The 14924-nt window shown below is 71.4% G+C and carries 12 protein-coding genes; 3 read left to right on the top strand and 9 right to left on the bottom strand.

Annotated elements, in window-relative coordinates; all coding sequences use genetic code 11:
- Positions 1 to 18: 18 nt before the first annotated feature.
- Positions 19 to 2337, top strand: coding sequence for a penicillin-binding protein 1C (gene pbpC, locus QFW77_RS09485; protein ID WP_280574354.1), 2319 nt, complete (start codon positions 19 to 21; stop codon positions 2335 to 2337).
- Positions 2338 to 2384: 47 nt separating this feature from the next.
- Here the strand turns inward: pbpC and QFW77_RS09480 are convergent, their stop codons facing one another.
- Positions 2385 to 2864 (bottom strand): peroxiredoxin, encoded by a 480-nt coding sequence (locus QFW77_RS09480; RefSeq protein WP_280574352.1) that lies wholly within the window; start codon positions 2862 to 2864, stop codon positions 2385 to 2387.
- 144 nt (positions 2865 to 3008) lie between these two features.
- Between QFW77_RS09480 and QFW77_RS09475 the strand changes: the two genes are divergently transcribed.
- A complete protein-coding gene (locus QFW77_RS09475) occupies positions 3009 to 3479 on the top strand; it encodes an Hsp20/alpha crystallin family protein (RefSeq protein WP_280574351.1) in 471 nt (156 codons plus the stop codon).
- A 170-nt stretch (positions 3480 to 3649) separates the two neighbouring features.
- A complete protein-coding gene (locus QFW77_RS09470; protein ID WP_280574350.1) occupies positions 3650 to 4558 on the top strand; it encodes a DnaJ C-terminal domain-containing protein in 909 nt (302 codons plus the stop codon).
- 40 nt (positions 4559 to 4598) lie between these two features.
- Here the strand turns inward: QFW77_RS09470 and pilH are convergent, their stop codons facing one another.
- The 8 genes from pilH to QFW77_RS09430 form a co-directional block, all read right to left on the bottom strand.
- Positions 4599 to 5003 carry a twitching motility response regulator PilH gene (pilH, locus tag QFW77_RS09465; protein WP_280574349.1) on the bottom strand — a complete coding sequence of 135 codons (405 nt, stop codon included), beginning with the start codon at positions 5001 to 5003 and terminating at the stop codon, positions 4599 to 4601.
- A gap of 166 nt (positions 5004 to 5169) precedes the next feature.
- Entirely contained in the window at positions 5170 to 6168 is a 999-nt protein-coding gene (locus tag QFW77_RS09460; protein WP_280574347.1) for a YhdH/YhfP family quinone oxidoreductase, read from the bottom strand.
- Positions 6169 to 6172: 4 nt separating this feature from the next.
- Positions 6173 to 6766, bottom strand: coding sequence for an LOG family protein (locus QFW77_RS09455; RefSeq protein WP_280574346.1), 594 nt, complete (start codon positions 6764 to 6766; stop codon positions 6173 to 6175).
- 7 nt (positions 6767 to 6773) lie between these two features.
- A complete protein-coding gene (gene lpdA, locus QFW77_RS09450; RefSeq protein WP_280574345.1) occupies positions 6774 to 8210 on the bottom strand; it encodes a dihydrolipoyl dehydrogenase in 1437 nt (478 codons plus the stop codon).
- Between the two features lie 141 nt (positions 8211 to 8351).
- On the bottom strand, positions 8352 to 9614 hold the full coding sequence (gene sucB / locus QFW77_RS09445; RefSeq protein WP_280574344.1) for a dihydrolipoyllysine-residue succinyltransferase: 1263 nt from the start codon (positions 9612 to 9614) through the stop codon (positions 8352 to 8354).
- A gap of 36 nt (positions 9615 to 9650) precedes the next feature.
- Positions 9651 to 12485, bottom strand: a complete 2835-nt coding sequence (locus QFW77_RS09440; RefSeq protein ID WP_280574342.1) for a 2-oxoglutarate dehydrogenase E1 component — start codon at positions 12483 to 12485, stop codon at positions 9651 to 9653.
- A gap of 180 nt (positions 12486 to 12665) precedes the next feature.
- Positions 12666 to 13586: a GNAT family N-acetyltransferase gene (locus QFW77_RS09435; RefSeq protein ID WP_280574341.1), complete on the bottom strand. Its 921-nt coding sequence runs from the start codon at positions 13584 to 13586 to the stop codon at positions 12666 to 12668.
- Complete coding sequence (locus tag QFW77_RS09430; protein WP_280574340.1) at positions 13579 to 14802, bottom strand: JmjC domain-containing protein; 1224 nt, start codon at positions 14800 to 14802, stop codon at positions 13579 to 13581. The genes QFW77_RS09435 and QFW77_RS09430 overlap by 8 nt, the downstream gene beginning before the upstream one ends.
- Positions 14803 to 14924: the final 122 nt, after the last annotated feature.

Here is a 14924-nt window from a genome sequence, read left to right as displayed (position 1 = left end):
CGACGGCTGCTGCCTTGGTTGCGTTGGGGCAGCGTCAGCGCGCTGCTGGCGCTGCTGGTGCTCGACCTGGCCTTTCCGCCGCCGCTGCCGCGGGCGCGCGACACCAGCACCCTGGTGGTGGCGCGCGACGGTACGCCCTTGCGTGCGTTCGCCGACGCGGAAGGGGTCTGGCGCCATCCCGCGGATCCGGACAGCGTCTCGCCGCTCTACCTCGAGGCGCTGCTGACCTACGAGGACCGCTGGTTCCGGCACCATCCCGGGGTCAATCCGCTCGCGCTGCTGCGCGCGGGGCTGCAGTGGGCGCGCGGCGGTCGGATCGTCTCCGGCGGCTCGACCCTGACGATGCAGGTGGCGCGGATCCTGGATCCACCGGCCGACGGCCGTACCCGCGCGCTGGGCGCCAAGCTGCGGCAGATGCTGCGCGCGCTGCAGCTCGAGGCGCGCCTGTCCAAGCGCGAGATCCTGGTCCTGTACCTGGAGCGGGCGCCGTTCGGCGGCACCATCGAGGGGGTCGAGACCGCCAGCTGGGCCTACCTGGGCAAGCCCGCGGCGCGCCTGTCGCGGGCCGAGGCGGCGCTGCTGGCGGTGCTGCCCCAGGCGCCCAGCCGGCTGCGCCCGGACCGCCACCCGGAGGCGGCGCGCGCCGCCCGCGACAAGTTGCTGGCGCGCATGGCGGCCAGCGGGGTGTGGTCGCGCGCGGCGATCGCGGACGCGCGCATCGAGCCGGTGGTCTCGCGCAGCCTGCGCCAGCCGCTGCACGCCGCGCTGCTGGCGCAGCGCCTGCGCGACGAACGCCCGCGCAGCGCGCGCATCGTCACCACCATCGATGCGGCCCTGCAGAGCGCGCTGGAGGAGCGCGTTGCGGCCTATTTCGCCGAGCTGCCGCCGCGCACCTCGGCGGCGCTGCTGGTGGTCGACAACGCCAGCCTCGAGGCCCGTGCCTATGTCGGCTCGGTGGCGTTCGGCGATCGCGCCCGGCTCGGCCACGTCGACATGGTCCGCGCGCTGCGTTCCCCCGGGTCCACGCTCAAGCCGTTCCTCTACGGGATGGCGCTGGACGACGGCCTGATCCACTCGGAGAGCCTGCTGGTGGATGCACCGCAGGCGTTCGGCGACTACCGGCCGGGCAACTTCGACGCGGCGTTCAACGGTCCGGTGTCGGCGGCGACTGCCCTGCGGCTCTCGCTCAACGTGCCGGCGGTGGACCTGCTCGACCGGGTCGGCCCGGCGCGCTTCGCGGCGCGGCTCGAAAACGCCGGCATCGCCCTGCGTTTCCCGCGCGGCGCCGTTCCCAACCTGTCGCTGATCCTGGGGGGGACCGGCGCCACGCTCGAGGACCTGGCCGGCGCCCAAGCGGCGCTGCAGCGCGGCGGCATCGCCGGCCGGGTGCGCTATACCGGCGATACGGCGCCGCTCGAACGGCGGCTGATGTCACCGGGGGCGGCCTGGATCGTCACCGACATCCTTGCCGCCAACCCGCGCCCCGGCGAGCGCCGCGACACCTTCGACCGCGGCGGTAGGCCGCGGGTGGCCTGGAAGACCGGCACCAGCTACGGCTTCCGCGATGCGTGGGCGCTGGGCGCCACCGCGAAGTACACCGTGGCCGTCTGGGTGGGCCGTCCCGACGGCACGCCGTTGCCGGGGCAGTACGGAGCGATCACCGCGTTGCCGCTGCTGTTCGAGGTCTTCGACACCCTGCCGCGCGGTCGCGCAGCCCCACCGCCGCCGCCGGAGGTGGCGCGTCGCGACGTCTGCTGGCCGCTGGGGACGGCGGCCGACGCTCAGCCGGCGGCGCTGTGCCAGCGGCGGCTGGAGGCCTGGGTGCTCGGCGGAGCGGTACCGCCCACGTTCGCCGAACGCGACGCGCGGCTGTGGAGCACGGGGCGGCAGCGCTTCACGGTCGACGCCGGCACCGGACAGCGGCTGTCGGCGTCCTGTGCCGGGCCGCACGACGCCCGCGAGGCCGAGATCGCGCGCTGGCCGGCGCTGCTGTCGCCGTGGCTGCCGGCAGCCACGCGGCGGGCCTCGACCCTGCCGGCGCTGGCCCCGGACTGCGCGCCGGACGGCCGCGACGCGGTCGCGTCGCTGCGCATCGACGGGCTCGACGACGGCGCCACCCTGGCGCGCGCGCCGGGCAGTGCCCATGGCGCCAGGCTGTCCCTGCGAGCGCTCGGTGCGCCGGGCCGGGTGCAGTGGCTGCTCGACGGCCGCTGGATCGGCGAGACCCGCGGCACGCGGCCGCTGTTGCGCGAGTTCGGCGAGCCCGGGGCGCACACGCTGACCGCACTGGCCGACAGCGGCGCCTGGACGCGGGTGCGGTTCCGGGTGGTGCGCTGAGGGCGCGAAGGCCTGCCGGCCGCGGTGTCCCGCCCGGCGCCGGCCGCTCAGTCCAGGTTGGCCAGCACGTGCTCGGCGCTGGAGACCTTGAATTCGCCCGGCGCCTCGACGAACAGCTTCCTGACCACGCCGTCCTCCGCGTACAGGGCGAAGCGCTTGGCGCGGGTCCCCATGCCATAGGCGCTGGCGTCCATTTCCAGCCCCAGGGCCCGCGCCAGGTCGCCGTTGCCGTCGGACAGCATCCGCAGGCCCTCGGGCACGTGCAGGCTGTCGCCCCAGGCCTTCATCACGAACGGGTCGTTGACCGCCAGGCAGGCGACCTCGATCCCGCGCGCCCGGAACTGTTCGAAGTGCTCCACGAATCCCGGCAGGTGGCGCTCCGAGCAGGTCGGGGTGAAGGCCCCGGGCACCGCGAACAGCACCACCTTCTTGTCGTTGAACAGGGTCGGGGTATCGATCGCCTGGATGCCGTCGTCGATGTGCTTGAGCACCACTTCGGGGATGGTGTCGCCGGGTTGGATGGCCATGCGGAGAGTCCTGTGGGGGTCGACTGAATGCAGTCTAGCGGGTGCGGGTTACGGTGGCGCCAAGTCCTTGAAACCGGTCCGCCCAGTTCCCAGTTGACCGTCATCCGGCCGCGACGGCCGTGCAACCGACGATGGAGAAATCCGATGAGACACGTAGTCCGTTATCCGCAGCAGTGGCCGGTCCAGTCCGCGATGCAGGACGAGATCCGCCAGGTCTTCAAGCAGTTCTTCGACGGCGAGAACGAGCAGGACGAGTCTTCCGTGGTCACCAGCCAGTGGGTGCCGCGGGTTGACATCATGGAGGAGGGCAACCGTTTCGTGATCCATGCCGACCTGCCCGGGGTCGATCCGCAGGAGGTCGAAGTGCTGATGGACAAGGGCATCCTGAGCATCCGCGGCGAGCGCCGCGCGGCCGGCGGCGAGGAGGCGCGCTATTCGCGCGTCGAGCGCCGTACCGGCAGTTTCCACCGCCGCTTCGCGCTGCCGGACAGCGCCGATCCTGAGGGCATCACCGCCAGCGGCCGCAACGGCGTGCTGGAGATCAGCATTCCGAAGCGTCCGGAGACCACCCCGCGGCGCATCCAGGTGGGTCCAGGCGGCAACGCCACGCAGTGACGGGGGCGCCGGATTCGGCGGCGATTCCGCGAGAGCGCGTCCGGTCACGGCCTGCAAGCCCGCTTGCGGGCCGTGACGTTTGTGGGGATCCTCGGAACGGTGACGGGTCGCGCGGCCGGCCCTCGGCCTGCCTCGGTTCGTCGCGGCCCTCTTCGAGTGCAAGGTTTGCCATGCAGTTCAAGGATTATTACGAGACCCTCGGCGTCGAGCCCGGCGCCGGCGAGGCCGAACTCAAGACCGCGTACCGGCGGCTGGCGCGCAAGTACCACCCCGACGTCAGCAAGGAGGCCGGGGCCGAGGAGCGCTTCAAGGCGGTCAACGAGGCCTACGAGGCCCTGCGCGATCCGGCCAAGCGCGCCGCCTACGACCAACTGCGCGCGCGCGGCTACCGCCCGGGCGACGAGGTGCAGCCGCCGCAAGGCGGCTTCGGCCAGGGCGGGCCGGGGGGCGTGGACTTCGACGAAATCTTCGCCGGCGGCGGTGCCGGCGGGGGATTCAGCGATTTCTTCGAGGAGCTGTTCGGCCGGCGCCGGCCCGGGGCCGGCCCGCAGCCGGGACGCGGCGCGCCGCCCCGCGGCGACACCCGCGCCCGGCTGGCGGTGCCGCTGGAGGCGGTGTACGAGGGGCGCTCGCTGCGCATCAACGTGGCCGGCAAGGCGTTGGAGGTACGCATCCCCAAGGGGGTGCGGCCCGGCCAGTCGATCCGGCTCAAGGGACAGGGCGCCGGCGGCCGGGGCGATCTGCTGCTGGAGGTCGAGTACGCCGCCCACCCGCAGTTCGAGGTCGATGGCGGCAACATCGTGCATGTACTGCCGGTCGCGCCCTGGGAGGCGGCGCTCGGCGCGAGCGTCAGCGTGCCGACCCTGGGCGGGCCCGTGGAACTCAAGGTTCCGGCCGGCTGCGAAGCCGGACGCAAGCTGCGCCTGCGCGGGCGTGGCCTGCCGGGGGTGCGCGGGGGCGCGGCCGGCGACCAGATCGTGGAACTGGAGGTCATGGCCCCGCGCGCGGAGAGCGAGGCCCAGCGCGCCGCCTACCGCGCATTGCAGCAGGCATTCGGCGACGGCTGGCGCCGGGCCTGAGCCGGCCAGCGGTGCCTCGACGGGCGTGCCGGGCCGGCGTTCAGCCGGTCGCCGGTTCCTGGGCCTTCGCCGCAGCGTCGCCGGCGCCGAGGATGCTGGCGATCACGTCGGACAGCTCGCTCTCGCTGAACGGCTTGGTGAGATAGCCGCGCGCGCCCTGGCGCATGCCCCAGATGCGGTCGGTTTCCTGGTCCTTGGTGGTCACCAGCACCACCGGGATGTGGCGCGTGGCGGGATCGCGGCTGATCGAGCGGGTCGCCTGGAACCCGTTGAGGTTCGGCATCACCACGTCCATCAGGATCAGCTCGGGCAGCTCGCGCTTGGCGGCCTCGACGCCCGCCTGGCCGTCCTCGGCGGCCAGCGCCTCGTGGCCGAGCTTCTCCACGATGCGGCGGATGCCGGCAAGCTGCGAAGGCGAATCGTCGACGATCAGGATGCGCGCCATGTCGTTCCCCGGGGTGTGCGTGGAATTGTAACTGCGGCGCCGGTCTCCGCAAGGCGAGGCGCCGCGTTTCCAGCGGATTTCCCGCGTACCCTGGGGCCTCGCTCCATGCGAATCAATTGCCTGCGTCACGGAATTGAAGCCGGCACTACGAAGCGGCGGCGCGCCGCTACGCCAATGCGACCACGGTCCGGCCCAGCGATCCGCCGGCGAGCATCGTGGAGAACGCCCCGGGCAGCGCTTCCAGCGCCACCTCGCGGGTCAGGATGCGCTCCAGGTGGCGCGGCTTCCAGTCGCCGGCCAGGCGCCGCCAGACCTCGTCGCGGATGTCGCGCGCGGTGCCGGCCGAAGCCACCCCGAGCAGCGACACGCCGCGGATGATGAAGGGCATCACCGTCGCCGACAGCGCGTGGCTGGCGGCGAGCCCGGCGCTGGCGACGTTGCCGTAGGGGGCCGTCTGCGCCAGCAGGCTGGCCAGCATCGCCCCGCCGACGTTGTCCAGGCCGCCACCGAAGCGGGTCGACTCCATGGGCCGGGTGGTCGCCAGCGCATCGCGGCCCAGCACCTCGCTGGCGCCGATCGCGCGCAGGTACCCGGCGTGCTCCGGCTTGCCGCTGATGGCGTGCACCTCGTAGCCGGCGCTGCTGAAGATGTCCACCGCCAGCGAGCCGACCCCGCCGGTGGCGCCGGTGACCGCGAGCGGGCCGAGCGCCGGGGTCTGCCGGTTCTCGGTCATCCGCAGCAGCGCAAGCGCGGCGGTGAAGCCGGCGGTGCCCAGGATCATGCTCTCGCGCAGGTCGAGCCCGGCCGGCAGCGGCACCGCCCAGCGCGACTCGATGCGTGCGTATTGCGAATAGCCGCCGTCGCGGGTCTCGCTCAGGCCGCAGCCGGTGACCAGGACGGCATCGCCCTCGCCGAAGGCCTTGTCGGTCGAGGCCACCACGTGGCCGGCGACGTCGATCCCGCCCACCAGCGGAAAGCGGCGCAGGATCCTGCCCTGGCCGGTGCCGGCGAGCGCGTCCTTGTAGTTGACCGACGAGTACGCGGTGCGGATGACGATCTCGCCGGGCGCGAGGTCGTCGATCGAGACGTCCTCGATGCCGCTGCGATAGCCGCCGTCGTCGTCGTGGATGCGGAAGGCGCGGAATTTGGCGGGGATCGCGGTCATGTGCTCAGCGCAAGCCCTGGCGCCGCTTCTCGTCCAGCCATTTCGATGCCTGCGCCGGCTCATAGCTGCGCATCCAGGCGAGCAGGGCGTCGATGTCGTCGCCGGTCCACAGATCCAGGCGCTGGCCGGGATGCAGGAAGCGCTCGGCGACCATGCGGTCGAACATCGCCACCAGCGGCGACCAGAAGCCGTCGACGTCGAGGAACGCGCAAGGCTTGCGGCCGATGCCCAGCTGGCGCCAGGTCAGCATCTCGACGATCTCCTCGAGCGTACCGAAGCCGCCGGGCAGGGCGACGAAGCCGTCGGCCAGGTCGAACATGCGCAGTTTGCGCTCGTGCATCGAGCCGACGATCTCCAGGCTGGTGACGCCGCGATGGGCGACCTCCATGTCGACCAGCTGCTGCGGGATCACCCCGGTCACCTCGCCGCCGGCGGCGAGCACCGCATCGGCCACGGTGCCCATCAGGCCGATGTTGCCGCCGCCGTAGACCAGCCGGATGCCGTCCTTCGCCAGCCTCTGCCCCAGCGCGATCGCGCGCTCCGCGTAGACCGGGCTGCTCCCCGGATTGGAGCCGCAGTAGACGCAGAGGGTTTTCATCACGTCTCTAGTTCGTCTTGTGGATCGCCCGCTTGTCCAGCGCCATGGCCGCGTCGTGGATCGCCTCGGACATGGTGGGATGGGCATGGCAGATGCGCGCCAGATCGTCGGCGGAGCCGTTGAATTCCATCGTCAGCACGCCCTCGTGGACGAGTTCGGAGACGCTGGCGCCGACCAGGTGCAGGCCGAGGACGCGGTCGGTCTCGGCGTGCGCGATCACCTTGACCATGCCGGCCGGCTCGCCCATCGCCACCGCGCGGCCGAGCGCCGCGAACGGGAAGGTGCCCACCTTGTAGGGGACGTCGTCTTCCTTGAGCTGCTTCTCGGTGCGGCCGACCCAGGCGATCTCGGGTTCGGTGTAGATCACCCAGGGGACGGTGTCGAGGTTGACGTGGCCCGGCAGCCCGGCGATCAACTCGGCCACAGCGATACCTTCCTCGAAGCCCTTGTGCGCCAGCATCGGCCCGCGCACGCAGTCGCCCACCGCCCAGACGCCGTCGACGCCGGTATGGCAGTGTTCGTCGACCTCGATGCGGCCGCGGTCGTCCAGCTTCACCCCGGTGCCGTCGGCCAGCAGGCCCTTGCTGGCGGCCCTGCGGCCCACCGCGACCAGCAGCCTGTCGAACGTCGCGGTCTGTTCTCCGTCCTTGTCCTCGTAGGTGACGTGGACTTCGGCCTGCTTGCCCTTCTTCTTCACCTCGGTCTTGCCGACCTTGGCGCCGAGCCGGATGTCGAGCCCCTGTTTCTTGAATTCCTTCGCCGCCACCCTGGCGATCTCGGCGTCGGCGGCGGCGAGGAACTCCGGCAGCGCCTCGAGCACGGTGACCTCCGCGCCGAGCCGGTTCCAGACGCTGCCGAGCTCGAGCCCGATCACGCCGGCGCCGATCACGCACAGGCGCTTGGGCACTTCGGTGAAGTCGAGCGCGCCGACGTTGTCGACGATGGTCTCGCCGTCGAACTTCGCGAACGGCAGCTCGATCGAGTCGGACCCCGCGGCGAGGATCACGTTGGTGGCCTTCAGTTCCACCTCACTGTCGTCGTGCTGCTTGATCTTGACCACGCGGTCCGGGTGCAGCGTGGCGAAGCCGTAGTAGGGCGTCACCTTGTTGGCCTTGAACAGCATCGCGATGCCGCCGGTGAACTGCTTCACGATCTTGTCCTTGCGCCCGACCATGGCGCCGACGTCGATCTTCGCGTCCTTGAAGCTGATGCCGTGGTCGCCGAACAGATGACCCATGTTCCAGTACTGGCGCGACGAGTCGAGCAGCGCCTTGGAGGGGATGCAGCCCACCCGCAGGCAGGTGCCGCCCAGCGCCGGCTTGCCGTCCTTGCCCAGCGCGGCGTCCACGCAGGCCACCTTCATGCCCAGCTGCGCGGCGCGGATGGCGGCGTGGTAGCCGGCGGGGCCTGCGCCGATGACGATGACGTCGAATTGTTCGCTCATTTCATTCGCTCACGTGATTCGTGACAGGTGATTGCTGATTGGCGGAAGCAAGGCGTTTGCGGTCGTCGAGTTCGTGGTTCTTTCGAATCCGAATCACCAATCGCGAACCAGGAATCACCAATCGCGGAATGCTGTTCGGCATCACATGCCGAGCAGCATCCTGTGCGGATTCTCCAGCTGGTTCTTGATGTCGACCAGAAACAGCACCGCGTCCTTGCCGTCGATGATGCGGTGGTCGTAGCTGAGCGCGATGTACATCATCGGGGCCGCCACCACCTGGCCGTTCTCGACGATCGCGCGCTCCTTGATCGCATGCATGCCGAGGATCGCGGACTGCGGCGGGTTGACGATCGGGGTCGACATCAGCGAACCGAAGGTGCCCCCGTTGGTGATGGTGAAGGTGCCGCCCTGCAGGTCCTCCAGCTTCAGGCCGCCCTCGCGCGCGGCGGTGGCGAAGTCGGCGATTCCCTGCTCGACCTCGGCGAAACCCATCCGCTCGACGTTGCGCAGCACGGGGGTCACCAGCCCGCGGTCGGTGGAGATGGCCACCGAGATGTCGGCGTAGCCGTGGTAGATGATGTCGTCGCCGTCGACCGAGGCGTTGACCACCGGATGGCGCTGCAGCGCGTTGGCGGCGGCCTTGGCGAAGAAACTCATGAAGCCGAGCTTGATGCCGTGCTCCTTCTGGAACTGCTCGCCGAGTTCCTTGCGCAGCGCCATCACCTTGCCGAGGTTCACCTCATTGAACGAGGTCAGCATGGCGATCGATTCCTTGGACTGCATCAGCCGCTCGGCGATGCGCTTGCGGATGCGGGTCATCGCCACGCGCTCCTCGGGACGCGCGCCGCCGCCGACGCCGCCGCTCCGGCCCGCCGCGTAGTTGACCAGGTCCTCCTTGGTCACCGCGCCGCGGCGGCCGGTGCCCTGCACCTGGGCCGGGTCGATGCCTTCCTTCTGCGCGGTGAAGCGGGCGCCGGGGGGCAGCTGCGCGGACGATGCGGCGCCCTTGCCGCCGTCCTCCTTCTTCGCCATCTGCGGGCCTTCCTGGCGTGCGGCCTTGGCCGGGGACGCCTCGTCCTTGGTCACGGCGCCGGCGTCTTCCTTGCCGCCGCCGGCCTTGTCCTGCTTCGGTTCCTTGCTCGCGCCCTGGTCCGCCGGGGCGCTGGCGCCTTCGTCGATGACCGCGATCACCTGCGAGCTGGTCACGGTGTCGCCCTCGGCGAACTTCAGCTCCTTGATCACCCCGTCCACGGTCGAAGGCACCTCCAGCACGACCTTGTCGGTCTCCAGGTCGACGATGTTCTCGTCGCGGGCGACGGCGTCGCCGGCCTTCTTGTGCCAGGTGGCGATGGTGGCGTCGGAGACCGACTCGGGCAGGACGGGAACCTTGATTTCAGTGGCCATGGGGCGGCTTCCTGGGAAAGCGGTGTGGGGTGGGAATCATTCGGCGGCGACCTTGCCCTTGAGCTTGTTGACCAGGGCGTCGGCGATCAGCTGCTTCTGCTCCTCGACGTGGTCGTTGAAGTGACCGACCGCGGGGGAGGGCGAGCGCGAGCGCCCGGCGTAGTGCAGCTTCTGCCCGGCGCCCAGGCAGGCATCGAGGTGGTGCTTGATCTGGTACCAGGCGCCCTGGTTCTGCGGCTCTTCCTGGCACCAGACCAGGTCCACGCCCTTGCCGTAGCGCGCAAGCTCGGCGGCGAGGGCCTCGCGCGGGAACGGGTACAGCTGCTCGACCCGGATCAGCGCCACCTGCTCGAGCGACTGCTTGCGCTGTTCCTCCAGCAGGTCGTAGTAGACCTTGCCGGAACAGGCGACCACGCGCTTGACCTTCTTCGGATCGGCCTCGTCGGCGATCAGCTGGCGGAACGAGCCGCCGGACAGGTCCTCCAGCGGCGAGGCCGCCAGCTTGTGGCGCAACAGCGACTTGGGGGTCATCACCACCAGCGGCTTGCGGGTCTTCATGCACAGCTGGCGGCGGATCATGTGGAAGGCCTGCGCCGAGGTGGTCGGCACGCAGACGAACATGTTCTCCAGCGCGCACAGCTGCAGGAAGCGCTCCAGGCGCGCGGAGCTGTGCTCGGGCCCCTGGCCCTCGTAGCCGTGCGGCAGGAACAGCGCCAGGCCCGACAGGCGCTGCCACTTGGCCTCGCCGGAGGAGACGAACTGGTCGATCACCACCTGGGCGCCGTTGGCGAAATCGCCGAACTGGGCTTCCCAGATGTCGAGCGTGCCCGGCTCGGAAGTGGAATAGCCGTACTCGAAAGCCATCACCGCCTCCTCGCTGAGCAGCGAGTCGATGATGGTGGCGTCCTCGGGGTTCTTCACCAGCTGCTGCAGCGGGATGTAGTCCTCGCCGCTGTTCTGGTCGTGCAGCACCGCGTGGCGGTGGAAGAAGGTGCCGCGGCCGCTGTCCTGGCCGACCAGGCGCAGCTTGTGGCCCTCGTCGAGCAGGGTGGCGTAGGCGAGATTCTCGGCGAAGCCCCAGTCGCCCGGGATCTCGCCGGCGGCCATGCGCCGGCGGTCCTCGTAGATCTTGGCCACGCGCGCGTGCAGCTTGACCTCGTCCGGGATGGTGTTGATCGCGTCGGCCAGCGCCTTGAGGCGCTTCGGATCGACGCTGGTGTCGACCGGGTCGTCGATCCTGCCCGACAGGTAGGGGCCCCAGTCGATGGTCAGGTCGTAGTCGTCCGGCCGGGTGTCCGCCAGCTCGGTGGTCACGGCGCCGGCGTCGAGCTTGTCGCGGAAGTCGTCGACCAGGCGCTTGGCATCCTCCTCCGGGATGCCGCCGCCTTCGACCAGGCGCTTGGCGTACAGCTCGCGCGGGGTCGGGTGCTTGCGGATGGTCTGGTACATCAGCGGCTGGGTCGCGGCCGGCTCGTCGGATTCGTTGTGGCCGTGGCGGCGGTAGCAGACCAGGTCGATCACCACGTCCTTGCCGAACTGCTGGCGGAACGCGTAGGCCAGCTCGATGCAGAACACCACGGCTTCGGGGTCGTCGGCGTTCACGTGCAGCACCGGTGCACCGACCATCTTGGCCACGTCTGTGCAGTACAGGGTCGAGCGGGCGTCCTGGCGGTCGCTGGTGGTGAAGCCGACCTGGTTGTTGATCACCACGTGCACGGTGCCGCCGACCGCGAAGCCGCGCGCCTGCGACATCTGGAACAGCTCCATCACCACGCCCTGTCCGGCGAAGGCGGCGTCGCCGTGGAGCAGCACCGGGATCACCTGCTTGCGGGCCTTGTCGCCGCGCCGGTGCTGGCGCGAGCGCACGCTGCCCACCACCACCGGGTCGACGATCTCCAGGTGCGAGGGATTGAAGGCGAGGGCCAGGTGCACCGGCCCGGACGGGGTCTGCACGTCGGCGGAAAAACCCATGTGGTACTTCACGTCGCCGGTGTGGGCCGGGTCGTCGCTGGGCTTGTGGTCGAACTTGCCCTCGAACTCGTCGAACAGGCGCCGCGGCGGCTTGCCCAGGGTGTTGACCAGCACGTTGAGACGGCCGCGGTGGGCCATGCCGATGACGATGTCCTTCACCCCGTCGCTGCCGGCGCGGTGGATCAGCGTGTCCAGCAGCGGGATCAGCGCGTCGCCGCCCTCCAGCGAGAATCGCTTCTGGCCGACGTACTTGGTGTGCAGGTAGCGTTCCAGCCCCTCGGCCGCGGTGAGCCGCTCGAGGATGCGCCGGCGCCGCTCCGGGCCGGGGTCGAAGCTGCCGCCGGCGCGTTCCAGGCGCTCGTACAGCCAGCGCCGCTGCTCGGCGTCGGTGATGTGCATGAACTCGGCGCCGATCGGCCCGGTATAGGTCGCCTTGAGCAGCGCCAGCAGGTCGCGCAGGCGCATGCGCTCTTGGCCGCCCACGCCGCCGGTGCTGAATTCGGCGTCCAGGTCGCCGTCGGACAGGTTGTGGAACGGCAGGCCGAGGTCCGGCGGGTCGAGCGGCGGGACCAGCCCCAGCGGATCGAGTTTGGCGCCCAGGTGACCGCGCGAGCGGTAGGCGGTGATCAGGCGGCCGACGTGGCGTTCGCGCTCGTCGGCGGCACCGGACCCCGACCCGTGGCCGCGCGCGGCGCGGCGGCCGGCCGCGGCCACCGCCTCCATCACCACCGAATGCGGTACGTCCCCGGCCTCGCGCCCGGCGAAGCCGTCGAACCAGGCCTTCCACTTCGCATCGACGCTGTCGGGATCGACCAGGTACCGCTCGTACAGCTCCTCGATGTAGGCGGCGTTGGCGCCGAGCTGGGAAGACTGCGCAAACTGCTTCAGGAGACTGTCCACGTGGGGCTGCTGGGGCTCGTTTTGAGGGGGCGTGCGGCGCGGCGCCCGCGCGGGCGCGGAGGCGGCGCGAATCGGGCGCACGAAGCTTGGGATTATAGCCGCAGGGCCGCTCGCGAAGCGACCTGCCGCGGGGCCGGAGGGCCCCGGCTCAGCCGTCGTCGGGGGCCGGCGCGCGCCGCGCTAGAGCCCCAGCGCCCGCAGTTCGGTGCAGGGCCGCGAACGTTCCCACACCGGCCGGAAGGCCTCGGCGAGCTGTCGGGCGCGGCCGGCGCCATGGCGCTCGTACTCGCCGTCGAAGCGGTTGCCGAGGCTGCGGAAGTAATAGCCGCCCTCGTCGTTGGCGATGAAGGCGGAGGCGTAGCCGCGATCGACCGGGTCGGCGACCTCGCGGAACCGGAAGCTGCTGGGCAGGCGCTGGGCCAGGCCCAGCAGCGGCGCGTGGGCGCGCTGCGCGGCGCTGGCGTCGTGCAGGAGCAGGCGCGCCTCGCTGCCGCTGTGGCGGATCGCGAACCCGCGCAGCGCCTCCAGCACCGCGGAGTCGTCGAGCAGGCCGGGGTCGAGGTCGCGGCTGTAGATCCACAGCCGGCGCCGCGCACGCGTCGCCAGCTCGACGGTGGCCGCCACCGCGTCCTCGCGGCGCTCGATCGCCTGCGGCCGCGCGAACGCCAGCCGCATCGCCTGGTGATCGATGCCGGCTTCCTGGAAGCGATCGCCGTGGGCGAGGAAGCCGTGGCGCAGGTAGAAGTCGATCGCCCCGGCCTGGGCATTGAGCGCCACCTCGCGCAGGCCGCGCTCGCGGGCGATCCGCAGCAGGGCCTGCAGCAGCGCGGTGCCGACGCCGCGGCCGCGCCATTCGGGCAGCACCGCCATGCGGCCGATGCGCCCGTCCGGGCTCATCCGTCCGGTCCCGATCGGCCGGTCGCCGGCGTCGCGGGCGAGCACGTGCAGGCAGTCGGCGTCGGCGGCGTCCAGCTCGAGGGCGGGCGGCACCCGCTGCTCGCGCACGAACACCGCCTCGCGGACCTCGCGCAGCTGCGCATAGGCGGCGCCATAGTCCGCCGGTTCCACCCGGAACGGCGCGGTGGGCGCTTCCTCAGCCATCCCCGTCTCCCGCGGCGGCATCGTCCGCCGTCAGCAGTTGATAGTGGCCCTGGCCGAGCAGCGCGAACAGCAGGTCGCGGCCCTCGTCGCCGAGCGCCGCGTAGAGGCGGGCGTCGACGGTGGCGGCGGCGGCGATGCGGCTGGCGTCGCGCACCGGGAGGGGATGCTCCTGGCCGGCCACGTACAGGCGCGCGCCGCGGCGCGCGCGGCGCCAGGCCATCCGCGTGAACGGATGGCGGTGCAGCGTGCCGCCCTGCTGCAGGTCCCACTCGACCTCGATGCGCGAACGCGCGTCTCCCCCCGCCGCGGCCTGGCCGCCGGCGCGGTACAGGGTGATGAAGCGGCCGAACCAGTCGCCGAGCCGGTCGGGATCGTTCATCCGCAGCAGGTTCAGGGCCTCGATCACCCGCGCCATGGCCGCGGCATCGATCTCGAACGGGTCGGCGGGGGGCGCCAGGTCGGGATCGCGATAGCGCAGCCCGTCGTCGGCGTCGGCGATCATGCTGTCGACCCAGTCGCCCATGAGTTCGGCGGCCGATGGCGCGCGCATTCCGACCGAGAAGGTCAGGCAGGCGTCCTCGCCGATGCCGTGGTGCGGCACCCCGGGCGGCAGGTACAGCATGTCGCCGGGGCCGAGCAGCCATTCATGGGTCGCGTCGAAGCGCTGCAGCAGCTTCAGCTCGGTATCCGGGCGGAACTGCAGCGGCGGGTCGGGGCGGTCGTCGATCAGCCAGCGGCGCCGGCCCCGGGCCTGCAGCAGGAACACGTCGTACTGGTCGACGTGCGCGCCCACCGAGCCGCCCGGCGCGGCGAAGCTGACCATGATGTCGTCGACCCGCCAGCGCGGCAGGAAGTCGAACGCCGGCAGCAGCGCGGCGACGTCGGCGTCCCACTTGTCGACGTCCTGCACCAGCAGGGTCCAGTCGTGGTCGGGCAGGGTGGGGAACAGCGTTTCGGGAAACGGGCCGCTTCGCAGCAGCCAGCGGTCCCGGCTGCCGGACCCGTCGCCGCGCTCGTGCGCGACCAGCCGTGCCAGCACGCCGTCCTCGCAGGCCAGCCCGGCAAGGTCCTCGGGCGTGATCGGAGACTCGAAGCCGGGGAAGGCATTGCGGATCAGCAGTGGGCGCTTCTGCCAGTAGTCGCGCAGGAAATCCGCAGGCGCCATGCCCAGCGGCGGCAGGGCGGATGCGTCGATCTCGATCGGGACTGCGCTCATGGACGAAAGCCTAACGCCTGCACGGCGCCCGGGCGAGCGTGCCGCGCTCAGGGTTGGCCGAGCTTGCGCTCGAGCTCGGCCTCGGCCGCCTCGATTTCCCGCTCCAGCGCGCGGGCCGGTCC

Source organism: Luteimonas endophytica, assembly GCF_029887875.1.
Classification (GTDB): Bacteria; Pseudomonadota; Gammaproteobacteria; order Xanthomonadales; family Xanthomonadaceae; genus Luteimonas; species Luteimonas endophytica.
Note: the sequence above shows the minus strand (reverse complement) of the source record. Positions and strands in the feature narration are given on the sequence as shown.

Bases quoted from the DNA above. Each gene is read 5' to 3' on its own strand.
- lpdA (WP_280574345.1), bottom strand. From the start codon at position 8,210: ATGAGCGAACAATTCGACGTCATCGTCATCGGCGCAGGCCCCGCCGGC.
- QFW77_RS09435 (WP_280574341.1), bottom strand. From the start codon at position 13,586: ATGGCTGAGGAAGCGCCCACCGCGCCGTTCCGGGTGGAACCGGCGGAC.
- QFW77_RS09430 (WP_280574340.1), bottom strand. From the start codon at position 14,802: ATGAGCGCAGTCCCGATCGAGATCGACGCATCCGCCCTGCCGCCGCTG.
- QFW77_RS09455 (WP_280574346.1), bottom strand. From the start codon at position 6,766: ATGAAAACCCTCTGCGTCTACTGCGGCTCCAATCCGGGGAGCAGCCCG.
- pilH (WP_280574349.1), bottom strand. From the start codon at position 5,003: ATGGCGCGCATCCTGATCGTCGACGATTCGCCTTCGCAGCTTGCCGGC.
- QFW77_RS09470 (WP_280574350.1), top strand. From the start codon at position 3,650: ATGCAGTTCAAGGATTATTACGAGACCCTCGGCGTCGAGCCCGGCGCC.
- QFW77_RS09475 (WP_280574351.1), top strand. From the start codon at position 3,009: ATGAGACACGTAGTCCGTTATCCGCAGCAGTGGCCGGTCCAGTCCGCG.
- sucB (WP_280574344.1), bottom strand. From the start codon at position 9,614: ATGGCCACTGAAATCAAGGTTCCCGTCCTGCCCGAGTCGGTCTCCGAC.
- QFW77_RS09480 (WP_280574352.1), bottom strand. From the start codon at position 2,864: ATGGCCATCCAACCCGGCGACACCATCCCCGAAGTGGTGCTCAAGCAC.
- QFW77_RS09460 (WP_280574347.1), bottom strand. From the start codon at position 6,168: ATGACCGCGATCCCCGCCAAATTCCGCGCCTTCCGCATCCACGACGAC.